The 22,286-nt window shown below is 61.6% G+C and carries 24 protein-coding genes and 1 riboswitch; of the genes, 20 read left to right on the top strand and 4 right to left on the bottom strand.

Annotated features, from left to right (window positions below; translation table 11 throughout):
* Positions 1-32 precede the first annotated feature (32 nt).
* The 10 genes from XB14_RS11185 (at position 33) to XB14_RS11140 (ending at position 6,783) form a co-directional block, all read left to right on the top strand.
* Entirely contained in the window at positions 33-1,316 is a 1,284-nt protein-coding gene (locus tag XB14_RS11185) for an O-acetylhomoserine aminocarboxypropyltransferase (RefSeq protein ID WP_077961594.1), read from the top strand.
* A gap of 193 nt (positions 1,317-1,509) precedes the next feature.
* The gene (locus XB14_RS11180) at positions 1,510-1,863 is read left to right on the top strand and encodes an ArsR/SmtB family transcription factor (protein WP_077961593.1); all 354 of its coding nucleotides are present in this window, start codon (positions 1,510-1,512) and stop codon (positions 1,861-1,863) included.
* Entirely contained in the window at positions 1,860-2,300 is a 441-nt protein-coding gene (gene arsN2, locus XB14_RS11175; protein WP_077961592.1) for an arsenic resistance N-acetyltransferase ArsN2, read from the top strand. Before XB14_RS11180 ends, arsN2 begins: the two co-directional genes overlap by 4 nt.
* Before the next feature lie 15 nt (positions 2,301-2,315).
* On the top strand, positions 2,316-2,843 hold the full coding sequence (locus XB14_RS11170; protein WP_077961591.1) for an arsenate reductase ArsC: 528 nt from the start codon (positions 2,316-2,318) through the stop codon (positions 2,841-2,843).
* Entirely contained in the window at positions 2,843-3,901 is a 1,059-nt protein-coding gene (arsB, locus tag XB14_RS11165) for an ACR3 family arsenite efflux transporter (protein ID WP_077961590.1), read from the top strand. The genes XB14_RS11170 and arsB overlap by 1 nt, the downstream gene beginning before the upstream one ends.
* A gap of 2 nt (positions 3,902-3,903) precedes the next feature.
* Positions 3,904-4,326: an arsenate reductase (glutaredoxin) gene (gene arsC / locus XB14_RS11160; RefSeq protein WP_179119568.1), complete on the top strand. Its 423-nt coding sequence runs from the start codon at positions 3,904-3,906 to the stop codon at positions 4,324-4,326.
* Positions 4,301-5,029 carry an arsenical resistance protein ArsH gene (gene arsH, locus XB14_RS11155; RefSeq protein ID WP_077961968.1) on the top strand — a complete coding sequence of 243 codons (729 nt, stop codon included), beginning with the start codon at positions 4,301-4,303 and terminating at the stop codon, positions 5,027-5,029. Before arsC ends, arsH begins: the two co-directional genes overlap by 26 nt.
* 236 nt (positions 5,030-5,265) lie before the next feature.
* The gene (locus tag XB14_RS33540) at positions 5,266-5,493 is read left to right on the top strand and encodes a GDCCVxC domain-containing (seleno)protein (protein WP_077961967.1); all 228 of its coding nucleotides are present in this window, start codon (positions 5,266-5,268) and stop codon (positions 5,491-5,493) included.
* 107 nt (positions 5,494-5,600) lie between these two features.
* The gene (locus XB14_RS11145) at positions 5,601-5,792 is read left to right on the top strand and encodes a DUF6494 family protein (protein ID WP_077961588.1); all 192 of its coding nucleotides are present in this window, start codon (positions 5,601-5,603) and stop codon (positions 5,790-5,792) included.
* 220 nt (positions 5,793-6,012) lie between these two features.
* Positions 6,013-6,783 (top strand): SDR family NAD(P)-dependent oxidoreductase, encoded by a 771-nt coding sequence (locus XB14_RS11140; RefSeq protein ID WP_077961587.1) that lies wholly within the window; start codon positions 6,013-6,015, stop codon positions 6,781-6,783.
* Between the two features lie 57 nt (positions 6,784-6,840).
* Here XB14_RS11140 and XB14_RS11135 read toward each other — a convergent pair whose 3' ends face one another.
* The 3 genes from XB14_RS11135 to XB14_RS11125 are packed head-to-tail and all read right to left on the bottom strand — an operon-like array spanning position 6,841 to position 9,260.
* On the bottom strand, positions 6,841-7,647 hold the full coding sequence (locus XB14_RS11135; RefSeq protein ID WP_077961586.1) for a sulfite exporter TauE/SafE family protein: 807 nt from the start codon (positions 7,645-7,647) through the stop codon (positions 6,841-6,843).
* Between the two features lie 52 nt (positions 7,648-7,699).
* The gene (gene arsK / locus XB14_RS11130; protein ID WP_077961585.1) at positions 7,700-8,899 is read right to left on the bottom strand and encodes an arsenite efflux MFS transporter ArsK; all 1,200 of its coding nucleotides are present in this window, start codon (positions 8,897-8,899) and stop codon (positions 7,700-7,702) included.
* Between the two features lie 19 nt (positions 8,900-8,918).
* Positions 8,919-9,260, bottom strand: coding sequence for an ArsR/SmtB family transcription factor (locus XB14_RS11125; RefSeq protein WP_060520391.1), 342 nt, complete (start codon positions 9,258-9,260; stop codon positions 8,919-8,921).
* A 43-nt stretch (positions 9,261-9,303) separates the two neighbouring features.
* Here XB14_RS11125 and XB14_RS11120 point away from each other — a divergent pair, with 43 nt between their 5' ends.
* Positions 9,304-9,825, top strand: coding sequence for a DUF6428 family protein (locus XB14_RS11120; RefSeq protein ID WP_077961584.1), 522 nt, complete (start codon positions 9,304-9,306; stop codon positions 9,823-9,825).
* Between the two features lie 319 nt (positions 9,826-10,144).
* A complete protein-coding gene (locus XB14_RS11115; RefSeq protein ID WP_077961583.1) occupies positions 10,145-10,489 on the top strand; it encodes a cupin domain-containing protein in 345 nt (114 codons plus the stop codon).
* Positions 10,490-10,527: 38 nt separating this feature from the next.
* On the opposite strand, the gene XB14_RS11110 is transcribed toward XB14_RS11115, so the two are convergent.
* Positions 10,528-11,766, bottom strand: coding sequence for a cytochrome P450 (locus XB14_RS11110; RefSeq protein WP_077961582.1), 1,239 nt, complete (start codon positions 11,764-11,766; stop codon positions 10,528-10,530).
* Positions 11,767-11,971: 205 nt separating this feature from the next.
* Between XB14_RS11110 and XB14_RS11105 the strand changes: the two genes are divergently transcribed.
* From XB14_RS11105 to XB14_RS11070, 8 genes are all read left to right on the top strand, one after another.
* Complete coding sequence (locus XB14_RS11105; RefSeq protein WP_077961581.1) at positions 11,972-12,619, top strand: VOC family protein; 648 nt, start codon at positions 11,972-11,974, stop codon at positions 12,617-12,619.
* A 159-nt stretch (positions 12,620-12,778) separates the two neighbouring features.
* A complete protein-coding gene (locus XB14_RS11100; protein WP_077961580.1) occupies positions 12,779-13,636 on the top strand; it encodes an endonuclease/exonuclease/phosphatase family protein in 858 nt (285 codons plus the stop codon).
* 19 nt (positions 13,637-13,655) lie between these two features.
* Positions 13,656-15,215 (top strand): phospholipase D family protein, encoded by a 1,560-nt coding sequence (locus tag XB14_RS11095; protein WP_077961966.1) that lies wholly within the window; start codon positions 13,656-13,658, stop codon positions 15,213-15,215.
* Positions 15,216-15,502: 287 nt separating this feature from the next.
* Positions 15,503-16,135, top strand: coding sequence for an ATP-dependent Clp protease proteolytic subunit (locus tag XB14_RS11090; RefSeq protein WP_077961579.1), 633 nt, complete (start codon positions 15,503-15,505; stop codon positions 16,133-16,135).
* A gap of 286 nt (positions 16,136-16,421) precedes the next feature.
* On the top strand, positions 16,422-17,699 hold the full coding sequence (clpX, locus tag XB14_RS11085) for an ATP-dependent Clp protease ATP-binding subunit ClpX (RefSeq protein ID WP_077961578.1): 1,278 nt from the start codon (positions 16,422-16,424) through the stop codon (positions 17,697-17,699).
* A 373-nt stretch (positions 17,700-18,072) separates the two neighbouring features.
* On the top strand, positions 18,073-20,493 hold the full coding sequence (gene lon / locus XB14_RS11080; RefSeq protein ID WP_077961577.1) for an endopeptidase La: 2,421 nt from the start codon (positions 18,073-18,075) through the stop codon (positions 20,491-20,493).
* A 220-nt stretch (positions 20,494-20,713) separates the two neighbouring features.
* The gene (gene hupB, locus XB14_RS11075; protein WP_034803616.1) at positions 20,714-20,989 is read left to right on the top strand and encodes a DNA-binding protein HupB; all 276 of its coding nucleotides are present in this window, start codon (positions 20,714-20,716) and stop codon (positions 20,987-20,989) included.
* Positions 20,990-21,112: 123 nt separating this feature from the next.
* A riboswitch (FMN riboswitch) is annotated at positions 21,113-21,261 on the top strand.
* An 86-nt stretch (positions 21,262-21,347) separates the two neighbouring features.
* The gene (locus tag XB14_RS11070; protein WP_077961576.1) at positions 21,348-22,253 is read left to right on the top strand and encodes a DMT family transporter; all 906 of its coding nucleotides are present in this window, start codon (positions 21,348-21,350) and stop codon (positions 22,251-22,253) included.
* The last annotated feature ends 33 nt before the right edge of the window (positions 22,254-22,286 follow it).

Here is a 22,286-nt window from a genome sequence, read left to right as displayed (position 1 = left end):
AGGTCGCCGCGTTTCGATCACGGGAGGGGTAGATGACGAAAGACAATCCAGGTTTCAACACGCTCGCAATCCATGCGGGGGCACAGCCCGACCCGACCACGGGCGCGCGCGCGACGCCGATCTACCAGACGACGAGCTTCGTCTTCAACGACACCGATCACGCCGCGGCACTCTTCGGGCTGCAGCAGTTCGGCAACATCTACACCCGCATCATGAACCCGACGCAGGCGGTGCTCGAAGAGCGCATTGCAGCACTCGAAGGCGGCACCGCGGCGCTCGCCGTCGCCTCCGGCCACGCTGCGCAATTGCTCGTCTTCCACACGATCATGAGCCCCGGCGATAACTTCATTGCCGCCAACCGTCTCTATGGCGGCTCGGTCAACCAGTTCGGCCACGCCTTCAAGTCCTTCGACTGGCAGGTCCGCTGGGCCGACCCTGCCGATCCGGCTTCCTTCGAGGCGAAAATCGACCGGCGCACCAAGGCAATCTTCATCGAAAGCCTCGCCAACCCCGGCGGCACCTTCGTCGACATTGCCGCAATCGCCGAGGTCGCCCGCAAGCACGAGCTGCCGCTGATCGTCGATAACACGATGGCGACGCCCTACCTGCTGCGGCCCCTGGAGCACGGCGCCGATATCGTCGTGCACTCGCTGACGAAGTTCATCGGCGGTCACGGCAATTCCATGGGCGGCGTCATCGTCGACGGCGGCACCTTCGATTGGTCGAAGTCGGGCAAGTATCCGCTTCTGTCGGAGCCGCGCCCGGAATATGCCGGCGTCGTGCTGCACCAGACCTTCGGCAACATCGCTTTTGCGATCGCCGCGCGTGTCCTGGGTCTGCGTGACTTCGGCCCGGCGATCTCGCCCTTCAACGCCTTCATGCTGGTAACCGGCTCCGAGACCCTGCCGCTGCGCATGCAGCGCCATTGTGACAACGCACTTGCAGTCGCCAAGTGGCTGAAGACGCACGACAAGATCTCGTGGGTCAACTATGCGGGCTTGGAGGACGACCCCAACCACGCCCTGCAGCAGCGCTATTCGCCGAAGGGCGCTGGCGCCGTCTTCACCTTCGGCCTGAAGGGCGGCTACGAGGCCGGCAAGCGCTTCGTCGAGGGGCTGGAAATGTTCTCGCACCTCGCCAACATCGGCGACACGCGCTCGCTCGTCATCCACCCGGCCTCCACCACGCACCGGCAGCTGACGTCCGAGCAGCAGGTGGCTGCCGGCGCCGGTCCTGACGTCGTGCGCCTCTCGGTCGGCATCGAGGATGTGTCCGACATCATCGCCGATCTCGAACAGTCGCTGGCAAAGCTCTGAGGCAATTCGCCAACTACCCTGTATTTGAGACCACATACCTCGGCATTTCAGCCCTCTGACGCAATCTGAAATTTTAGCCTCCTTGCCCCGACAAGTGCCGCCTTGTCGGGCATTTTTGTTGTCACCAAGATTTCCGAGGTCTTGTAAAAGATGACGGGATTGACACCGATAATGTATCCGTTATTCTGGATATATGGATAACAATACGGCAATCGCGGCGCTTGCCGCACTGGCTCAAGCCACCAGACTGGAAACGTTCCGGCTTCTCGTCCGGCAAGAACCCGATGGCGTACCCGCCGGCGAACTCGCCCGCCTTCTCGATGTCCCGCAGAACACCATGTCCGCGCACCTTGCGACGCTCTCGCGTGCGGGCCTCGTGACAAGCGAGCGGCAGAGCCGTTCGATCATTTATCGGGCGGACCTTCAGGGGCTGCGCGACCTGACCCTCTTCCTGTTGAAAGATTGCTGCGGCGGCTCCACCGAGCTCTGTGCACCGCTGATCGCCGAACTGACACCCTGCTGTGTTGCCGAGGTGAAGCCGTCATGAGCGACATCAGGTTGGAGCCAGTCCCGGGAAGCGATCCGGAACTGAAGCTGGCGCTGTCGGCTTCCGGTCTTCCAACCGAAGACCTCGAAGACGCTGGGCGCTCGTTTTTCAGGGCGGTTTCCTCCGATGGCGGCACGGTTGGCTATGCTGGCATCGAGGCATGCGGCGATGCGGTCCTCCTCCGGTCGATGGTCATCTTGCCCGAGCATCGTGGCAAGGCGCTTGGAAAATCGCTGACCAGGGAAACGCTGAAGGCCGTCAATGTCAGCTCGGCAGTCTTCCTGGCGACGACCTCCGCCGCACCGTTCTTCGAAAGCCTTGGCTTCGCCGTGATCGAGCGGGCTGATGTGCCGCCCGCCGTTCTCGCGACCCGTCAGTTGTCGGGCATCTGCCCTGCATCGGCAACGATCATGCAATTCAACAGAGCTCCGACCTAACCACGGAAAACGACCATGACCGACAAGACCTACAACGTGCTCTTCTTGTGCACGGGCAACTCCGCACGTTCTATTCTCGCCGAATCCATCCTCAACAAGGAAGGCGGCGGGCGCTTCCGGGCGTTTTCCGCAGGCAGCCAGCCCAAGGGCGAAGTCAATCCACATGCCCTGAAGGAACTGGACGCGCTCGGGTATCCGGCGACTGGCTTCTCGTCGAAGAGCTGGGATGTCTTTGCCGCACCCGGCGCGCCTGAAATGGATTTCATCTTCACCGTCTGCGACAGCGCGCATGGCGAGGCCTGCCCGGTATGGATCGGTCATCCGATGACCGCGCATTGGGGTGTCGAAGACCCGGCTGCGGTTGTCGGTTCCGAAACCGAAATCCAGCGCGCCTTCGCGACGGCGGCCCGTTTCCTGAAAAACCGCATCACGGCTTTCGTCAGTCTTCCGCTGGCATCGATCGACCGCCTGGCGCTCGAAACGAAGCTCAGCCAGATCGGTGCGATGGAAGGCTCGACGGGAACTCAGGGGAAGACGGCCTGATGTCTACGTTCGAACGCTACCTCACAATCTGGGTCTTCCTTTGTATCGTCGTCGGGGTCGCCCTCGGCCATCTGATGCCCGGCGTTTTCCAGGTCACCGGCGCGGCGGAGGTCGCGAAGGTGAACCTGCCCGTCGCCATCCTGATCTGGCTGATGATCATCCCGATGCTCATCAAGATCGACTTCCGCTCGCTGGCGCAGGTCAGCACGTATTGGCGTGGCATCGGCGTGACCCTGTTCATCAACTGGGCCATCAAACCGTTCTCCATGGCGCTGCTCGGATGGCTGTTCGTGGGCTGGCTGTTCCGTCCTTATCTGCCGGCCGACCAGATCGACTCCTACATCGCAGGCCTGATCATCCTTGCGGCTGCACCCTGTACCGCGATGGTCTTCGTCTGGAGCAACCTGACGCGCGGCGAGCCGCTGTTCACGCTGTCCCAGGTGGCACTCAACGATGCGATCATGGTCGTCGCCTTCGCCCCGATCGTCGGACTGCTTCTCGGACTGTCGGCGATCACCGTACCGTGGGACACGCTCGTTCTGTCAGTCGTCCTCTACATCGTCGTCCCCGTCATTATCGCTCAAGTCCTGAGAGGGCGTCTGACCGCCGATGGTACGACGAAGGCGCTGGACGCAACGCTCGCGAAGCTGCAGCCGCTTTCGCTTGTCGCCTTGCTCGCGACGCTCGTTCTCCTCTTCGGTTTCCAGGGTGAGCAGATCATCGCGCAGCCGACGATCATTGCGCTGCTTGCCGTCCCCATCCTGATCCAGGTCTATTTCAACTCGGGGCTGGCCTATCTCCTGAACCGCATGTCGGGCGAGCGCCATTGCATCGCCGGACCTTCTGCACTGATCGGAGCCAGCAACTTCTTCGAACTCGCGGTTGCCGCGGCCATCAGCCTGTTCGGCTTCCAGTCAGGTGCTGCGCTGGCAACCGTCGTCGGCGTGCTCATCGAAGTTCCCGTGATGCTCACGGTCGTCTGGGCCGTGAACCGCACCAAAGGCTGGTACGAGGCAGCTCCCGCTGTCTCTCGGGACCCCATTACCGAAAGGACATGACAATGGACGCCACCATCTATCACAACCCCGCCTGCGGCACGTCCCGCAACACGCTGGAGATGATCCGCGCAGCCGGGATCGAACCTGATGTCATCGAGTATCTCAAATCCCCGCCGTCGCGCGACGAGTTGGCAAGGATGATCTCCGATGCCGGATTGACCGTCCGACAGGCGATCCGCGAGAAGGGCACGCCTTACGCGGAACTGGGTCTCGATGATCCGAAGCTGACGGACGACCAGTTGCTCGACGCCATGCTGAAAAACCCGATCCTCATCAACCGTCCGTTCGTCGTCACGCCGCTCGGTACCAGGCTGGCACGGCCGTCCGAGGTCGTGCTCGACATCCTGCCGGATGCCTTCAAGGGAGCCTTCTTCAAGGAAGACGGCGAACAGGTCCTCGATCAGGAGGGAAAGCGCATTGTCTGAGACCTTCCCCGCCTTGCAGGAGCGGCATCTTCGTCAGCCTGACCTCGACGCGTCGCATCCAGCGTTTTCGACGCACAAGCCGCGCATCCTGATCCTCTACGGCTCGCTTCGGGAGGTGTCCTATAGCCGGCTGCTCGCGCACGAAGCCAGACGTCTGCTCGAGCGGTTGGGGTGCGAGGTGCGGATGTTCGATCCGAGGGGGCTGCCGCTTCCCGACGAGGCTCCGGTCAGCCATCCGAAAGTGCAGGAGCTGCGCGAACTGTCGCAATGGTCGGAAGGCCAGGTCTGGGTCAGCCCCGAGCGCCACGGTGCGATGACGGGCATCATGAAGGCCCAGATCGACTGGATTCCTCTGTCGCTCGGATCGATCCGGCCGACGCAAGGCAAGACGCTGGCGATCATGGAAGTCTCCGGCGGCAGCCAGTCCTTCAACGCCCTGAACCAGATGCGCGTGCTCGGCCGCTGGATGCGGATGATCACGATCCCCAACCAGTCGTCGGTCGCCAAGGCCTACCAGGAGTTCAACGCCGACGGCCGGATGAAGCCGTCGTCCTACTACGACCGCGTCGTGGACGTCTGCGAGGAGCTGGTGAAGTTCACGCTGCTGACACGGGACGCCTCGGCCCACCTTACAGACCGCTACAGCGAGCGGAAGGAGCACGCGGCCGAGTTGGAGAAGCGGGTGTCAATGAGATCGATTTAGTCAAAGGCCATCGGCAATGTTCCGATAGCGGCCATCTTGCAATCGCAATGGCCGCTCTTTGGCCAAAGCGAACCAACGCCTTGTCCGCTTATGGCGGCCCATTGCAGCCTTTCGAAAGACTGACCTAGCGCTCATGACGCAAAACTATGCACGAGGCGATATTTCCAATAGGCTATTCAGCAATGGATGACGGGCGTCATCTGAAAGCACTCGTTGCCGAGGCACATAGTGTGACCATACAGCTTCGATCAACCCTCACCTGTCCCAATTGCGGCCAGCGGGCTACGGAAACGATGCCCACCGACGCCTGTCAGTTTTTCTATGATTGCAATGGATGCGGTATGATGCTCCGGCCAAAATCCGGGGACTGCTGTGTGTTCTGTTCCTTTGGCGACGTGCCTTGCCCGCCAATCCAGGAGGCCAAACATAACAACGGAGCCGCAAGTTGTTGCGTCGGTTCCTAACGTGGGATGAGAGGCAAGGCTGACATCCGTATTCGACTGTGCCGGCGCATTCCGGGCGATAGACAAGCGCCCACGCTGCGCCCTCACGGACGCCGAGGAGTTCCACGATGAGCGAAGACGCCTTCAACATGTCGATCCGCAAGTTCCTGAAAGAAGTCGGTGTCACCTCGCAGCATAAGATCGAAGAGGCGGTGCGCGAGGGGCAGTTCGGCGGCGAGAAGCTGAAGGTGCGCATGACGCTGACGGCGGAGGGCACCGGTCTCAACCACGTGGTGAACGGTGAGATCGAACTCCCATAGGTCTAATGAGACCAAGATCGGTCAGGTATCGCGCCCGCATTGGGCCGGAAGCTTCAATCTCCCCACTGAGCCAAGCCTACAGCCCGCGCACCACTGCCCCAAGGTCGTTCTCGACGAGCGTGATGTTGGTCGGACGGACTTCGCGTGCGCGACAAGAGCAGAACAACTGGCATCCGCACGCCGACGCTGCAATAAATGAGCTTCATCGAGGGAGGCAATGATGCGGAAGAGTGCGCCGGATTTCAGCCTTGAGGGCAAGGTGACTTTGGTGACGGGCGCGAGGCGTGGCATTGGACGTGCTTGCGCACTTGCCTGTGCTGCAGCAGGCTCAGATATTGTCTTGGGGGTCCGCGATGTCGCAGCGTCAGCGGGCCTGATCGCCGAACTCGAGGGCGCGGGACGAAAGGTACTCCCCGTTGAACTGGACATTCCCAAGAAGGCCCATATCGCACAAGCCGTCGACGCGGCGGTTTCCGCATTCGGTCGGATCGACGTCCTCGTCAACAATGTCGGCGTGGCCCCGGGCAATCTCGCGGAACTCGTTGAGGAGAAGGACCTTGACGAGATACTCGATGTCAACATCAAGGGCACCTTCCTGATGACACAGGCAGTGGGCCGTCACATGATCGCGCGAAATGGTGGCCGGATCATCAGTATCAGCTCACAGGCCGGTACGGTTGCACTGCGCGGAGAGGCAATCTATTGCATGAGCAAGGCGGCAATTAATCACCTCACGCGCTGCCTTGCAGCCGAATGGGCACGCTATAATGTCACCGTAAACACCGTATCGCCGACGTTCATCCACACGGATGGTACAGCACCGTTTCTATCCGATGCCGAAAATCGCAGAGCGACGGTCGATCACATTCCACTCGGCCGGATCGGGGAAACCGATGATGTGGTGGGTGCCGTAGTCTTCCTTGCATCGCCGGCTGCGAGCCTGATCACCGGCGCGAATCTGCTGGTGGACGGCGGATGGTCCGTCGCCTGAGGCCACGCGACCGATCTCGAAGCGTTCACCTCAAATTGATCCAGGGAAGAAATGCTGTCAGCCGTGCCGCCAGACCTTCACGGCTGACAGCAACAAGATCACGGCGAGTGCGGGAAGGAGGATCGAATTCGGGACAATGCCGAGGAGCAGGCCGCCGACAAACGTCCCCAGGACCGATCCCGCGGCCATGATGAGGACGAACACCCTGTTGCGACCCAGAACCGAAAAGCCCTGGTCGCGGCTGTAGCGAGTAAAGCCCACGAGCATTGTGGGAAGGCTCACCGCCAGTGAGAGGCTACCGGCGAGCTTGATGTCCGCGCCGAAGAGCAGAACCAACGTCGGAATGAGCAACTCGCCCCCGGCGACGCCCAGCAGCGACGCAACGATGCCGATCACGAAGCCGGCGGATACTCCGGCGACAACCTGCCAGTTTCCGGTTAGAAGCGGTTGACCCGCCGAGGTGCCGTGGCCAAGCACCAGCACGACGGCGATTGCGCCGAGAAGAACGGATATCACCCTGTAAAGGGTCTCCGATTTCAACCGTGTGGCCCATCCTGCGCCGAACCAGGCACCGATCAGGCTTCCTGCAAGAAGGTTCAGTACGATCGGCCAATTCGATGCGATCTGACTGAAAGGGATCGTGCCGGCTCGAAACGGCAGGGCGGAAGACACGACGACAAGGCTCATTGCCTTGTTCAGGATCACCGCCTCGAGGGCCGCGAAATTGAATGCGCCGATCAGCAGCGGCAGACGGAATTCTGCCCCTCCAAGCCCTATCAACCCGCCGAGTGCGCCGATGATGGCTCCGCCGCCGAAAGCGGCCGGATGACTGGGTGACGTCGAGGATTTGATCGGAGTGTTCACGGAGGCTTGGCTTTCATGGCGATGATCGAGGAGTCTGTACGTTCTTCCGTCATCAGGCAACGCGGTCGCGACGCACCGATGAGGCGACAGCGACGAACGCCAGGATTCCGAGCGCTCCCAGCGCGGCGATCACGAAAAGCGAGATGGTTGTCCCGAAGTGGTTCATAGCGGCCGCGAACGCAAACGGGGCGGCCGCGCCAGTCGCCAACCTTGCCGCAGCCATCTTGCCCGTGATCGCGCCGTAGCCAGCGGACCCGAAGAGATAGAGCGGCAGGCTCCCCTGAGCGATGCTGTTGATCCCTGACCCGAGGCCAAGACAGATGGCGAAAGCCACGGCACCGGGCAGCCAATTGCCCGACACCCCAAGTATCACCGCACCGACGACCATCAGCGCCGCGGAGACAATTGCAAGCGCCGGCGGCGACAGGCTCTTTCCGAAGACCATGTTGATAAGGCGGCTCATGACTTGTGCCGGACCGAACAAGGAGCCGATCACGACCGCCGCACTGCCAAGTCCGATCGCGCCGAGCATCGGCACCATGTGGGCAAGGATCGCGGCGAGGGTGAAGCCCGAAAGAGAGAAGGCGAAGGAGACCAACAGCATGCCGCGGCGGCGGGCCTGCGGCTCAAGAGCGCCGACGACGACCTCGCGGGTTCTTGTCTCGTCCGTTTTGGAACTCAGCCTTCCGGCACGCATGATCCAGTAGTGCAGGGGCATGCAGACGAGAAGGTTCAGGACGGCGAACACCAGATAGATTTCGCGCCAGGTCAGATATCCGGTCAGTGTCGCGGCGATCGGCCAGAAGATGGTGGAGGCAAAGCCGCCGATGAGCGTGAGGTAAGTGATGCTACGGGACGCCGTGCGAGGTTCGCTTTCGACCAGTGTGGCGAAGGCTGCCTGATACTGGACCATCCCGGAGGACACCTCGAGCAGGACAATTGCAAGGGCGAAGAGCGATACGGACGGTGACCATGCGCAGAGTGCCAAGGTGAACGCCGCAAGGGCCGACCCCAGCGTCATCACCGTCGCCGCGCCGATCCTGTCCATGTGCCTGCCGATGAACGGAGCAGACAGGCCGCCGATGAACAGCGAGACCGAGAAGACGGCGAAGACCCGCTCCAGGCTGATGCCGAGGTCGTTGGCCATTCCGGGGGCAAGGATGCTGAAGGAGTAGTAGAGAGTGCCGTAGCCGATGATCTGCGTGACACCGAGAGCGGAGACGATGCCCGCCGGAACCTTGGTCGTATGCAATGACGTATTCCTTGACGGGCTATGCTTCGCTTGAACAGCAACTGGCGGATCGCTCGACGGACCCGCGGATGCCGGGATGCCCCGCGCAGCAGTCTTCCATCAGGAAAGTCACCAGATCGGCCAGCGTGTCGTAACTTGCGTTATAGACGATCGAGCGCGACTCCCGGCGTTGGGAGATGAGGCCTGATCGTTCGAGTTCCTTGAGGTGGAACGAGACGTTTGATGGAGAGACGCCCATGCGTTCGGCAATCGCGCCGGCGGCCAGACCTTCAGGGCCGGCGATGACCAGGGTCCTCACGATGGAAAGTCGGGTTTCCTGTGAAAGCGCGGCGAAGGAGGAGAGGGCTTGACGATCATCCATATTTCAATAATCCTTGAATCATTGAAATTGAGGATAGCCACAAATGAGCGCGATCGACAATAGCCAATCCGACAAAACCGATATCTCGCTTGGGGAGTTGCTCGGCAGAGCCGCAGAGACACCGGACCTGCCCTTGGTCTTCCTGTATGACGGAAAGCCCGTGAAGCCCGGCTATCACGTGACCGAGGTCAAGGCTGGCCAGTTCTCCGCGCTTGATTGCGGGGCAAATCCGGAAGCCTGGTCGGAGATTTTCGTGCAGCTGTGGGATATCGAGGAGGGCGAGCGGACCTATATGACAGCCGGGAAGTTCTCGGCCATCGTCCGCAAGGTTTCCGAACACCTCCGTCTCGACGGCTCCGCCAAGCTGACCTTCGAAGTCAGCGATGGCGTCCGCCCGATGCAGTTGTTTTGTGCGAATACCCCTGTCGCGGAGGACGGCACTCTCCAAGTCGCTTTGACGCCGCGTCCGGCGAGTTGCAAGCCTCGGGACCGTTGGCTGGCCGAGCAGAACGAGAAGGCTTCGCCATGCTGCGCCCCGTCCGCCCGTTCCAACTGTTGCAGCTAGTGGGTCGAGGTTCGCTAGTCCTCAAAAGAGCGACTGTCGACGGACTTTATGTAGCGGAGAATGGTCGTCACACTGTCAAAGATAAACCCCGTTTCATCGGCATCGATGGGGATTATGGTTGAGGTTTCGTTCCGCCCCAGGAACTTCACGTATCGGCCAACGCGGGAGCGAATGTGTCGACAGGGTCAGGCATGTCCGCCGGCGCTTGTCGAATCGTGCAATGAAATCAATACTGCCCTAGACAGATGAACTAGGCGAATTACATCTGAAACACGAGCCACGAGGGGCGCTTCAGCGCGCCCTTCGCAAGGGTGCCGCCATGATGAACATGCAGAAGTTCGACTTGTCCTCCATCGAACCGGAAACCGGCACTCCGGCCGCCGAACGGCTGATTTCAGGCGCGCCGCAGTTCAAGACCTGGAACCTCGAAGAGGCCGAAGGTGGCCTCTATGCCGGGGTCTGGGAATCGACGCCCGGCAAATGGCGGATCGTCTATGAGGAGTGGGAGTATTTCCACATCATCTCCGGCTACTCGATCGTCACGCAGGATGGCGGCGAGGCGGCGCATCTGCGCGCCGGCGACAGCATGATCCTGCGGCCCGGTTTCGAAGGCACCTGGGAGGTCGTGGAGACGACCCGCAAGGACTACGTCATCCGCCTGTGACCATTCAGGCACCGGAGACCGGACGGTCTTCGGTGCTGTCACCAGACGAGGTCGAGGCGCTCCAGGCCGTGGAAATGGAACGCGTCCTTCACCTCGGGTTCGTTCTTCAACCGCATCTTCGGCAAGCGCTCGAACAAGATCGGCAGCGACAGGTTGAGCTCAAGGCGGGCGAGCGGCGCGCCGATGCAGAAATGCAGGCCGGCGCCGAAGGAGACGTTGGCGCCTTCGTCGCGTGTCGGCCGGAAAATCAGTGGGTCGGTGAACTTCTTCGGATCCACGTTCGCCGCCCCGAGCAACAGGCCGATCTTGTCGCCCTTTCGCAGTGTGATGCCCTCATCGAGATCGATGTCCGACAGGGCGTAGCGCTGGAAAATGTGCAGAGGTGCTGCAACGCGCAGGCATTCTTCCACCGCAAGCTCCGTCGCCTTTGGATTGGCGAACATCGCCGTGGCCGGTAGCCCGGATCGCAGAACTGTCCTGACCGCATTGCCGATCTGGTGCACCGTTGCCTCGTGCCCGGCGTTGAGGAGCAGAGCAGTGGTCGAGACCAGCTCCGCTTCCGAGAGCCGCTCGCCATCCTTTTCCGAAGTGATCATATGCGTCAGCAGATCGTCGGCGGGCTTGCGGCGTTTCTCGGCAACAATTCCCCTGAGGTAGCTGGCAAAGTCGGCGCAGGCCTGGTTGGCGTCGAGTTCGGTCTCGTAGCTCGGATTGAAGACATACATCCGGACGATGCGGTGCGACCAGTCGAGGAGGTCGGGCGCCGCCTCGACGGGGATGCCGAGCATGCGGGCGATGATCGTCACGGGAAGCGTTTCGGCAAAAGTCTTCAGCAGTTCGACCTCGCCGTCCTCGACGAAGCCGTCGATCAGGGCGTGCGACAGGCGCTCGATATCGGGTCGCAGTTGCTCGATCTGCCGCGAGACGAAAGCCCGGTTGACCAGCGTGCGCAGCCGCGTGTGGGCCGGCGGCTCAAGTTCGAGCAGCGAGTACTCTTCGAGCGCATCGAAATCCTTCAGATGCGGCTTCGGCGCCGGCAGACCGAGGTCTTCGCGCGTGGCCACATGCAGGATCTGCCGGCCGAAGCGTCGGTCGCGCAAAAGCGCGTTCACCTGGTCGTAGCCCGCGAAATACCATTGCTGCCGCTCGTCCCAGAAGAACGCGGGGCACTGCGCATGGATCTCGACATAGGCTGCGAGCGGATCACGGTAGAAGGCTGGATCGCGCGCATCGATGGAAACGCGCCTCAGCGTGCGGTCGATGGAAATGGCAGGCATGGCAGCGGCTCTTCGCGGACTTCAATGGTCCCTATGTCTAAGGGAACCGCGGTTCGGCCGGCAAGGGCGGATATCGGCACCCGCGGCCATCAGGGCGTTGACAGCACGTGCCATGGCGGCCAATCTCCACTGGCTGCGTAGGGCGCATCGGCAGAGGGCTGAAAGGGCAACGCCCGCCTACGGAACACAGACCGTAGTTGCGCCCATGCCAAACCTTGAAAACCTGAAGAAGCAGGCGAAGCAATACCTCAGATGGCATCGCGACCGATACTATCCGGTCGCCGCCGAGATCAGGGCTGCCTTGCCGCGCTTCCGCGATCTTGACGACGAGACCATTCTCAAGTCGGAGTTCAAGCTCGCCGACGCGCAGGAACTGCTCGCGCGTCAATCGGGGTTCGACAGTTGGCAGGCGCTCAAATCAGGAGCCCTGACAATGAGCATGCAATCCAAACCCGCCACACCGCAGCCGGTGCTGCAATCGACAGCCGCACAGTTGTTCGTTGCCGATATCAGGGCCGCGTGCGACTTCTTCAGCGAGAAGCTCGGCTTTGCGGTTGATTTCGTCTACGGCGATCCGCCCTTCTATGGGCAGGTGATCCGGGACAATGCTCGGCTCGCTCTGCGTCTCGTCTGCGAACCCGTCTTCGTCGGCGACATCCGGCAGCGCGAGCACCTGCTTTCCGCCTCCATCGCCCTCGATACCGTCAATGACATCAAGCAATTGTTCCTGAGCTACCAGTCGGCCGGGGTCTCTTTTCACCAAACGTTGCGCACGGAACCCTGGGGCGCACGTACGTTTATCGTGCTCGATCCCGATGGAAATCTGATCCTGTTTGCGGGGCCGGCAGATTGAACGAAAGAGCGGGAAGGGACGCCGGCGACGTGCGTTCGCCGCCGGCGCCCGCATCTCCCGGTGCGCTATCCACGGGGAACAAACTTCCGTTTTCCTCCCTTTTTCTGTGGCACCAGGCGACCTATTTGCGCATGATGCGGCCAGCAAGCAGGGAGCGGCATGGGAAAAAACCAGTCCAGTCTATCGGCGGGGATCGTCGCTGCGATCCGCAAGAGACGCCCCACCGTCGTTCATCGCGAAGCCGCGGTCAGCCGTGGCGATATCGTCATCGCCTCCTACAACATCCACAAATGCGTCGGCACCGACGGCCGTTTCGATCCCGGTCGCACCGCTAATGTCATCAGTGAATTGGGCGCGGATATTGTCGCGCTTCAGGAGGCGGACCAGCGGTTCGGTGAACGTGCCGGTTTGCTCGATCTTGAGCACCTGCGCCGCGAGAGCCACCTCGTTTCGGTGCCGATTTCGGGCTTTTCGACCAAGGGACATGGCTGGCACGGCAATGTCCTGCTGCTGCGCGAAGGCGCCGTTTCCGACGTGCGGCAGTTGAAACTGCCCGGAGTCGAGCCGCGCGGCGCGCTCGTCGTCGATCTCGACCTGAAGGTGGGGCCGCTGCGCATCATCGCCGCTCATCTCGGTCTTCTGCGGCACTCGCGCGCCCAGCAGGCAGAAGCGATCCTTGGGGCAGCGGCCGACGCCAACGGACGTCCGACGCTCCTGATCGGCGATCTCAACGAATGGCGGATGGGCCGGCGCTCGTCCTTGTCATTCCTGAGCCCCGTCTTCGACCCGTCCCATGCGACCGTCGCCAGTTTCCCTTCGCGTTTCCCGCTGCTGCCGCTCGATCGCGTGCTCGGCAACCCGCACAGTCTGGTGACGTCGGTCGCCGTGCACGACTCGCCGCTTGCGCGGATCGCTTCGGATCATCTGCCGGTGAAGGCCTCGATCGACCTGAAGGCGGTTCATCTGGATCACAGAGATGGAAAGCGGGTCGAGGCCGGTCGCGCGGGGTCGGTCTGACGGCGCGGGCGAGCTTTCGATGTTGTCCTTTGTCCTGTTCACCGTTGCCGCCATCCTCGGCCTGGTCGTTGCGACGCTCCTCTATGTCTACGGCCGATTCGGCCGCCGCCCGCATGGACCGCCGTCAACGGCACTTCCGCTGGCCGACGACGGCACCGAGCTCGACCGGCATCTGGCGCCGCTTCTAGCCAGCCACGCGGGTGCCAATGGGGTGGCGCTGGTTTCCGACAACATCGAGGCCCTGGTGGTGCGCGCGCATGCGGCGCGGCGCGCCGGCCGCAGCCTCGATCTCCAGTATTACTACTGGAAGGACGACCTGACCGGCCTTCTGCTTGCCCGTGAGATCCTGGCCGCCGCCGACCGCGGCGTGCGCGTCCGGCTGCTGCTCGATGACATCAATGCGGGCATTCACGATCGCATGTGCATTGCGCTGGACGCCCATCCCCATATCGACGTGCGGCTCTTCAATCCCAGCCGGGCGCGCACCGATCGCTTTCGCCGCGGCTTCGAAATGGCGATCCGTGCCTTCAGCGCCACCCGTCGCATGCACAACAAACTCTGGGTAGCCGATGGCCGCGTGGCGATCGCCGGCGGCCGCAACATCGGCGACGCCTATTTTGACGCCGCGGAACTCTCCAATTTCCGCGATCTTGACGTCTGGATGGTGGGGCCGGTGCTGGAACAGGCGTCGGCCATGTTCGACCGCTACTGGAACAGCGCATCCGTGCTTCCGATCGCGGCGCTGCGTACGCCGCGCAAGCAGTATTTGCCGGCGCTGCGCGAGGCCGTCGACGGGTTGGCCCGCACGCCGGCGGGCCGGTTCTATCTGGAGCGCGTCGACCGGGCGGCGGAGCAGGACGAGGTCTATCACGGCACGCGGCGGCTTCACTGGAGTTCCGAGATCCGGCTGGCATCCGATCCGCCGGAAAAGGCCCTGATGCAGCGTCGCCAGAACTGGCTGCTGCGCGAGCTCTTCCCGCTGATCGAGGCAGCCACGCGGGACCTGAGGATCATCTCGCCCTATTTCATCCCCGGCGTTGCCGGCACGCGAGAGCTTGCAGCCATCGCTGCGCGGGGAGCGCAGGTTGCCGTGCTCACGAACTCTCTCGCCGCGACCGATGTTGCGGCGGTGCACGGCGGTTACGTCAAATACCGCCGCAGGCTGGTCCAGGCCGGCATCGCGCTCTTTGAGTTGAAGGAGCAGGGGGAAGTGGTCGACGGACACCGCATGACGTTGTTCGGACGCCGCAATGCGAGCCTGCACAGCAAGGCTTTCGTGGTCGATGGCCTGAACGGCTTCGTCGGCTCGATGAATTTCGACCCGCGCTCCGCCTCGCTCAACACGGAGATGGGCGTCGTCTTTGAGGATGCAGCGCTGGCCGGCGAGCTGGCTGCCATGTTCGAGGAGGAGACCTCGCCGTCGATCAGCTATAGGGTTGGGATCGAGGGATCACGCCTTGTCTGGCGAGATCGCGCCAACGGCTCCGAGCGGCTGGTTCGTCACGAGCCGGACGCGAGCCTTGCAAGGCGCATGATTGCGGGGCTGATCCGCATCCTGCCGATCGAATCTCAGCTTTAAACAGGTGCCCCGGTTCACGGATTTGTGCTTCGTTTACCGATATCGCCGAAGCCTGCGTGCAGAGTTTGCATCCTTGGCCTCAACCGAGGATATCCGTGGAAAAATGTTCTATCGCCAACCATGTGTGGAGGGCAGCCGAACTTCAAGGCGAAGCAGGCCTTCGATTAAGGTTATCGAAGCTTCGCGACTTGAAACGAAGGGTGTTGACACTCTATGTAGGAACAGAAGGCAATCCCGTGATTCCCGGTTCGCAAAGGTTTTGCGAACCCGATTGATGAAGGTTCGATATGAGAAATCCCGTTGATACCGCCCTGGCACTGGTGCCGATGGTTGTTGAACAGACCAACCGCGGTGAACGTTCCTACGATATCTTTTCGCGCCTTCTGAAGGAGCGCATCATCTTCGTGACCGGCCCGGTCGAAGATCAGATGGCGACGCTCGTCTGCGCCCAGCTTCTTTTCCTCGAAGCCGAAAACCCGAAGAAGGAAATCGCCCTCTACATCAATTCGCCGGGCGGTGTCGTGACTTCCGGCATGGCGATCTACGACACGATGCAGTTCATCAAGCCGGCCGTTTCGACGCTCTGCGTCGGCCAGGCGGCGTCGATGGGTTCGCTGCTTCTCGCAGCCGGCCACAAGGACATGCGCTTTGCCACGCCGAACGCGCGCATCATGGTTCACCAGCCCTCCGGCGGGTTCCAGGGCCAGGCCTCCGATATCGAGCGCCACGCCAAGGATATCCTGAAGATGAAGCGCCGCCTCAATGAGGTTTACGTCAAGCATTGCGGCCGGACCTATGAGGAAGTCGAGCAGACGCTCGATCGAGACCATTTCATGAGCGCGGACGAAGCTCTTTCCTGGGGTATCGTCGACAAGGTACTGACGTCGCGCGAAGAGATCGAAGGCGGCGAGCAGGCGTGATAACGCGCATTTGTGTCGGGATAGATGTAATTGTGACACAATTGTAATGGCTCAAGGGCTTTATCGACAGGGTAAAGCCGGTAATATGGCCCATTAATGCTATGTTGGATTCTGACCGCGTAGTGTTGTTGGGTTGGAGTTGGGAGAGTCGTTGCGGCTGCGTCGGGCGTGTTCGCCTGAAGCGGTGAGTACTCCCGGAAGCCCTGTTTGAGGTTGAGGCTCAGGGCAATTTGAGTGGTCCGCGATACTTTGTCTGAAGTGTCCGGCGTGCTGGAAGGAAGTGGAAATGAGCAAGGTCAGCGGAAGCAACGGCGGTGACTCGAAGAATACACTTTATTGTTCGTTCTGCGGCAAGAGCCAGCACGAAGTCCGCAAGCTGATTGCCGGACCGACCGTGTTCATCTGCGATGAATGCGTCGAACTGTGCATGGACATCATTCGCGAAGAGAACAAGACCTCGATGGTCAAGTCGCGCGACGGTGTTCCGACCCCTCAGGAAATCATCAAGGTCCTCGACGAATACGTCATCGGCCAGCAGCAGGCCAAGCGCATCTTGTCGGTGGCCGTGCACAACCACTACAAGCGCCTGGCGCACGCCGCCAAGGGCAGCGACGTCGAGCTTGCGAAGTCGAACATCATGCTCGTCGGCCCGACCGGCTGCGGCAAGACCTATCTCGCCCAGACGCTCGCGCGCATCATCGACGTGCCGTTCACCATGGCCGACGCCACGACGCTGACCGAAGCCGGTTATGTCGGTGAAGACGTCGAGAACATCATCCTGAAGCTGCTTCAGGCCGCCGACTACAATGTCGAGCGCGCGCAGCGCGGCATCGTCTACATCGACGAAGTCGACAAGATTTCGCGCAAGTCCGATAATCCGTCGATCACTCGCGACGTATCGGGCGAGGGCGTGCAGCAGGCGCTTTTGAAGATCATGGAAGGCACGGTTGCCTCGGTACCGCCGCAGGGTGGCCGCAAGCATCCGCAGCAGGAATTCCTGCAGGTCGACACGACCAACATCCTCTTCATCTGCGGCGGCGCATTTGCTGGTCTCGACAAGATCATCTCCGCCCGCGGCGAGAAGACCTCGATCGGCTTCGGCGCGACGGTGCGTGCACCGGAAGATCGCCGTGTCGGCGAAGTTCTGCGCGAGCTGGAGCCGGAAGATCTCGTCAAGTTCGGCCTGATCCCGGAATTCATCGGCCGTCTCCCGGTTCTGGCGACGCTGGAAGACCTCGACGAGGACGCCCTGATCCAGATCCTGTCCGAGCCGAAGAATGCGCTGGTCAAGCAGTATCAGCGCCTGTTCGAGATGGAAGACGTGGAATTGACCTTCCACGAGGACGCGCTGCGCGAGATTGCCCGCCGGGCGATCGTGCGCAAGACCGGCGCCCGTGGCCTGCGCTCGATCATGGAGAAGATCCTGCTCGACACCATGTTCGAGCTGCCGACGCTCGAAGGCGTGCGCGAAGTGGTCATCTCGGACGAGGTGGTCAAGGGTGCTGCCCGCCCGCTCTACATCTACTCCGAGCGGTCGGACGAAAAGACCAACGTTTCGGCCTGACCGCTCTGAATTATCGATTGAGAAGCCCGCCTCGTGCGGGCTTTTTCATGTCCGCGCACTTAGCTGTTGAGACACACGCGCCGGGGCGCAGATTTCACAATTCGATTGTTGCTAAAGTGCCGCAAACAACGCAATGATGTGACGATTCAATGAAGGACCTTCATGGTTGCGGTCCATGAGCTTGTAGTCCGTCGCAAGGTCCGCAACAGCATTGATGCGTAGTCAGAGGGACCCGGCCACGGTTTGTGGATGTCCGCGTCGAGCCTTGAAATGGACGCGGTCGCACTCCACTTTCATGTGGAAAATATGACAGCCGGGAGTGCCTGAAGGGCTCCCGGAAACGGGCCCGAAATCGGGACGGAAAGGAAATGACATGACGAACAAAACGTCACCGGCGACTGAAAGCGCGACCTACCCGGTCCTGCCGCTCCGCGACATCGTTGTCTTCCCGCATATGATCGTGCCGCTTTTCGTTGGCCGCGAAAAGTCGATCCGTGCGCTTGAGGAAGTCATGGGCACTGACAAGCAGATCATGCTTGCCACCCAGATCAACGCCACCGACGACGATCCGGAACCGTCCGCGATCTACGAAGTCGGCACCATCGCCAACGTTCTGCAGCTGCTGAAGCTGCCCGACGGCACCGTCAAGGTGCTGGTCGAAGGGCGCGCGCGCGCCAAGATCGGCGGCTACACGCCGCGCGAGGAATTCTATGAGGCTTCGGCCCATACGCTGAGCGAACCGACCGAAGACCCGGTCGAGATCGAAGCGCTCAGCCGCTCGGTCGTCTCCGAATTCGAAAGCTATGTGAAGCTCAACAAGAAGATCTCTCCCGAGGTCGTCGGCGTTGCCAGCCAGATCGAAGATTACTCGAAGCTGGCCGACACGGTCGCGTCGCACCTGTCGATCAAGATCGTCGAAAAGCAGGAAATGCTGGAGACCACCAGCGTGAAGATGCGCCTGGAAAAGGCGCTCGGCTTCATGGAAGGCGAGATCTCCGTCCTGCAGGTGGAAAAGCGCATCCGCTCGCGCGTCAAGCGCCAGATGGAGAAGACCCAGCGCGAGTACTACCTCAACGAACAGATGAAGGCGATCCAGAAGGAGCTCGGCGACGGCGAGGACGGCCGCGACGAGATGGCCGAGATCGAGGAGCGTATCGCCAAGACGAAGCTTTCCAAGGAAGCGCGCGAGAAGGCTGACGCGGAGCTGAAGAAGCTGCGCCAGATGAGCCCGATGTCGGCGGAAGCGACCGTCGTTCGCAACTACCTGGATTGGCTGCTCGGCCTGCCTTGGGGCAAGAAGTCGAAGATCAAGACCGACCTCAACCACGCCGAAGAGGTGCTCAACACGGATCACTTCGGCCTCGACAAGGTCAAGGAGCGCATCGTCGAGTATCTCGCCGTGCAGGCGCGTTCGGCGAAGATCAAGGGTCCGATTCTGTGCCTCGTCGGCCCTCCGGGCGTCGGCAAGACCTCGCTCGCCAAGTCGATCGCCAAGGCGACCGGCCGTGAATACGTGCGCATGGCGCTCGGCGGCGTTCGTGACGAAGCCGAAATCCGTGGCCATCGCCGCACCTATATCGGCTCTATGCCGGGCAAGGTCGTGCAGTCGATGAAGAAGGCCAAGCGGTCCAACCCGCTCTTCCTGCTCGACGAAATCGACAAGATGGGCCAGGACTTCCGCGGCGACCCGTCGTCGGCGCTGCTCGAGGTGCTGGATCCGGAACAGAACTCGACCTTCATGGACCACTACCTGGAAGTCGAATACGACCTGTCCAACGTGATGTTCATCACCACGGCCAACACGCTGAACATTCCGGCGCCGTTGATGGACCGCATGGAAGTGATCCGCATTGCCGGCTACACCGAAGAGGAAAAGCTGGAGATCGCCAAGCGGCACCTGCTGCCGAAGGCGATCCGTGATCACGCGCTGCAGCCGAAGGAGTTCTCGGTCACCGACGGCGCGCTGATGGCGGTCATCCAGACCTACACCCGCGAAGCCGGTGTGCGTAACTTCGAGCGCGAACTGATGAAGCTCGCCCGTAAGGCCGTGACTGAGATTATCAAGGGCAAGACCAAGAAGGTCGAGGTTACCGCTGCCAACATCAACGACTATCTGGGCGTCCCGCGCTTCCGCCACGGCGAAGCCGAACGCGACGATCAGATCGGTGTTGTCACCGGGCTTGCCTGGACCGAGGTCGGCGGCGAACTGCTGACGATCGAAGGCGTCATGATGCCCGGCAAGGGCCGCATGACCGTCACCGGCAACCTGCGCGACGTGATGAAGGAATCGATTTCGGCGGCGGCCTCCTATGTCCGCTCGCGCGCGATCGACTTCGGCATCGAACCGCCGCTGTTCGACAAGCGTGACATCCACGTGCACGTGCCGGAAGGTGCGACGCCGAAGGATGGTCCGTCAGCCGGCGTCGCCATGGCAACCGCGATCGTATCGATCATGACCGGTATCCCGATCTCCAAGGATGTCGCCATGACCGGTGAGATCACGCTGCGTGGCCGCGTGCTGCCGATCGGCGGTCTCAAGGAGAAGCTCCTGGCGGCGCTCCGAGGCGGCATCAAGAAGGTGCTGATCCCGGAAGAGAACGCCAAGGATCTCGCCGAGATCCCGGACAACGTGAAGAACGCGCTCGAAATCATTCCGGTTTCGCGGGTGGGCGAGGTGCTCGAACACGCTCTGGTGCGCATGCCGGAACCGATCGAATGGGACCCGGCAAACGAGCCAGCAACCGTTGCACCGGTTGATTCGCAGGACGAAGCGGGCTCTTCCGTCGCCCACTGACGGGCGCTTGAAAATGGGCGCAGCCGGCTCGAGCGGCGCTCATTTTGCAGAAAAATTGGGAAGACCGGCCATTGGCCGGTCTTTTTTGTTGTAAAAGCACCCTGCAAGCCTTGCATTCCAAGGGATTAGGCGCAATTGGGAAAGGCAAGACGCGGGCAAAGCGCAAGCCGCCGCGCCTTAAAACACAGTCGTTTCGAACCAATCTGAAAGGGGTGGAAACATGAACAAAAATGAGCTCGTGTCTGCCGTTGCTGAGAAGGCCGGACTTTCCAAGACCGACGCATCTTCTGCAGTTGATGCAGTTTTCGAGACCATCCAGGCTGAGCTGAAGAACGGCGGCGACATTCGCCTGGTCGGCTTCGGCAACTTCTCGGTTTCGCGCCGCGAAGCCTCGAAGGGCCGTAACCCGTCTACGGGTGCGGAAGTTGACATCCCGGCACGCAACGTGCCGAAGTTCACGGCCGGCAAGGGCCTGAAGGATGCCGTCAACGGCTGATAAGTTTTGCTTGGCGGCCGGACACGAGGCCGGCAGTCCAGGTATTCGGGGGTTCGGCGCAAGCCGGACCCCTTTCGCATTTTCGGTGGCTCTTGCAGACGTCGGCCATTTGTTCTACGCCTCGGCCATTCTCAGGGCGGGGTGAAAGTCCCCACCGGCGGTAAGGGCGCAAGCCCAAGCCCGCGAGCGCCTTCCTCCATCAGGAGGAGGGGTCAGCAGATCCGGTGCAACTCCGGAGCCGACGGTCATAGTCCGGATGAAAGAGAATGGTCGTCGGCACGAAGGGCAGGGCTGCCCGGCGTCGTGCCGTGCGCTCATGCGTCCTGATTTGTGTTTGTCCGTTTTCAGGGTGCATGACATGGATCAGACTTCCCTCGGCTTCTCCTCTTCCCGCGCCATGGCGGGCGCGGCCTTCATGGTGCTGGCCGGAATTGCCTTCGCCGGCCTTAATGTCGTCACCCAGTGGCTGACGATGACGCTCGGCTTTCCCGCGACCTCCATGGCGTTCTGGCAATATGCCTTTGCGTTTCTGTTCTCGCTGCCGTTCCTCAGGCGTGCCGGGTTGTCGGCCATGCGCACCGACTACCCGTGGCGCCACGTCGTGCGCGTGGTGCTTGCCGCCTTCGGTGTCGGTGCCTGGGTCTCCGGTCTTGCGCACGTGCCGATCTGGCAGGCGATCGCGCTGGTCATGACCTCGCCGTTCTTCATCATCCTCGGCGCCCGCCTGTTTCTCGGCGAACGCGTCGGCGCGGCGCGCTGGGCGGCAACCGCCGTCGGTTTCCTCGGCGCGATGATCATTCTCGAGCCCTGGTCGGACAGCTTCAGCTGGGCAGCCCTGTTGCCAATTCTCTCGGCGCTGCTCTGGGGCGCCTCGTCGCTGATCACCAAAAGCCTCACCAGTCTCGAACGCCCCGAAACGATCACCGTCTGGCTGCTTGTGCTCCTGACGCCGATCAACGGCGCCATCGCGTTTTCGGCCGGTTTCGCAATGCCCGACGGAGCGGCACTCGGCTTTCTGCTGCTCGCCGGGATCCTCACCGTCGTCGCGCAATATCTGCTGACGCTTGCCTATACGGTTGCCGACGCCGCCTATGTGCAGCCCTTTGACGACCTGAAGCTGCCGCTCAATGTCTTTGCGGGCTGGCTGGTCTTCGGTTACGCGCCGACAGGGTATCTCTGGATCGGCGCGGCGCTGATCCTTGCGGCGTCGCTGTTCATCATGCGCAACGAGATACGGCGCGAGCGCGTCGCTTCTGCAACCTGAACGGTGTAAAACCCGGCCGTTGTCATTCGGCTG

Origin of the sequence: Ensifer adhaerens (genome assembly GCF_002007205.1) — a bacterium.
Classification (GTDB): domain Bacteria; phylum Pseudomonadota; class Alphaproteobacteria; order Rhizobiales; family Rhizobiaceae; genus Ensifer; species Ensifer adhaerens_D.
The sequence above is the reverse complement of the archived record's forward strand: the minus strand, read 5'-3'. Positions and strand labels throughout refer to the sequence as shown.